The organism is Saccharothrix sp. ST-888 (genome assembly GCF_000955975.1).
GTDB lineage: Bacteria > Actinomycetota > Actinomycetes > Streptomycetales > Streptomycetaceae > Kitasatospora.
The window spans coordinates 1-2,286 of the sequence record NZ_JYJF01000239.1 but is presented as its reverse complement, the minus strand read 5'-3'; the positions used below and the strand labels follow the sequence as shown (position 1 = coordinate 2,286).

At 67.5% G+C, this 2,286-nt stretch carries 1 protein-coding gene; it reads left to right on the top strand.

Annotated elements, in window-relative coordinates:
* The coding region (locus tag UK12_RS32295) for a homocysteine S-methyltransferase family protein (protein ID WP_045306773.1) at positions 1-2,286 on the top strand (2,286 nt) is incomplete at both ends.

Genomic DNA, 2,286 nt, shown 5'->3' with positions numbered 1-2,286 from the left:
GCCCTCGCCACTCGTGTGGTGGTTGCGGATGGGGCGATGGGCACGATGCTTCAGGCGCAGGATCCGTCGATGGAGGATTTCGAGCAGCTGGAGGGTTGCAACGAGGTCCTGAATGTGACCCGGCCGGACATTGTGCGTTCGGTGCATGACGCGTATTTCGCGGTGGGTGTGGACTGTGTGGAGACCAATACGTTCGGGGCGAATTTCTCGGCGTTGGGTGAGTACGGGATCTCGGAGCGGATCTTCGAGTTGTCGGAGGCGGGTGCGCGGATCGCGCGGGGGGCGGCGGATGCGTTCGCGGCGGGTGATGGGCGTGTTCGGTGGGTGTTGGGTTCGATCGGGCCGGGGACGAAGCTGCCGACGTTGGGGCATGCGCCGTTTGAGGTGTTGCGGGCGGGGTTCGAGCGGAATGCGGCGGGTCTGATCGCGGGTGGTGCGGATGCGCTGCTGGTGGAGACGAGTCAGGATCTGCTGCAGACGAAGGCGGCGGTCCTGGGGTGTAAGCGGGCGTTGGCGGGGGTGGGGCTGGATCTGCCGGTGCTGGTGCAGGTGACGGTGGAGACCACCGGGACGATGCTGCTGGGTTCGGAGATCGGTGCGGCGCTGACGGCGTTGGAGCCGTTGGGTGTGGATTACGTCGGGTTGAACTGTGCGACGGGTCCGGCGGAGATGAGTGAGCATCTTCGGTATCTGGCGAAGAACGCGCGGATCGGTTTGTCGTGCATGCCGAATGCGGGTCTGCCGGTGCTGGGTAAGGACGGTGCGCATTATCCGTTGTCGCCGGGTGAGTTGGCGGATGCGCATGAGACGTTCACGCGGGAGTACGGGCTGTCGCTGGTGGGTGGGTGCTGCGGGACGACGCCGGAGCATCTGCGGGCGGTGGTGGAGCGGGTCCGGGGTCGTGCCGTGACCTCGCGCGCGCCGCGGCCGGAGCCGGCGGCGGCGTCGTTGTACCAGTCGGTGCCGTTCCGGCAGGACGCCTCGTATCTGGCGATCGGTGAGCGGACGAACGCGAACGGGTCGAAGAAGTTCCGTGAGTCGATGCTGGCGGGGGACTGGCAGGCGTGTGTGGAGATCGCGCGGGATCAGATCCGTGACGGTTCGCACATGCTGGATCTGTGTGTCGACTATGTGGGTCGTGACGGTGTCGCGGACATGCGGGAGGTGGCGGGGCGGCTGGCGACGGCCTCGACGCTGCCGATCGTGCTGGACTCCACCGAGCCCGAGGTGCTGCGGGCGGGGCTGGAGGCGCTGGGTGGCCGTGCGGTGCTGAACTCGGTGAACTACGAGGACGGCGATGGTCCGGAGACCCGGTTCGGGCGGGTGGCGGCGCTGGCGCGTGAGCACGGGGCCGGTCTGATCGCGCTGACGATCGACGAGGACGGGCAGGCGCGCACCGCGGATACCAAGGTGGCCATCGCGGAGCGGCTGATCGGCCAGCTGACCGGTGAGTACGGGATCGACGAGGGGTCGATCCTGGTGGACTGTCTGGCGTTCACGCTGGGGACCGGGCAGGAGGAGTCGCGCCGGGACGGGATCGAGACGATCGAGGCGATCCGTGAGCTGAAGCGTCGTCACCCGGCGGTGCAGACCACGCTGGGTCTGTCGAACATCTCCTTCGGTCTGAACCCGGCGGCCCGGGTGGTGCTGAACTCGGTGTTCCTCAACGAGTGTGTGGAGGCGGGGCTGGACTCGGCGATCGTGCACGCCTCGAAGATCCTGCCCACGGCCCGCATTCCGGAGGAGCAGCGCGAGGTGGCGCTGGACCTGGTCTACGACCGGCGGCGGGAGGGCTATGACCCGCTGCAGCGGCTGCTGGAGCTCTTCGAGGGCGTCTCCTCGGCGTCGGTGCGGGCTTCGAAGGCGGAGGAGCTGGCGGCGCTGCCGCTGGAGGAGCGTCTCCGGCGGCGGATCATCGACGGCGAACGGGTCGGCCTGGAGGGCGACCTGGACGAGGCGCTGACGGTGCGTCCGGCGTTGGAGATCATCAACGACACGTTGCTGTCGGGGATGAAGGTGGTCGGTGAGCTGTTCGGGTCGGGGCAGATGCAGCTGCCGTTCGTGCTGCAGTCGGCCGAGGTGATGAAGAGCGCGGTCGCCCATCTCGAACCGCACATGGAGAAGTCCGACTCGGAAGGCAAGGGCACGATCGTGCTGGCCACGGTCAAGGGCGATGTCCACGACATCGGCAAGAACCTGGTCGACATCATTCTGTCCAACAACGGCTACAACGTGGTCAATCTGGGGATCAAGCAGCCCGTCGCGGCGATCCTGGACGCCGCCCAG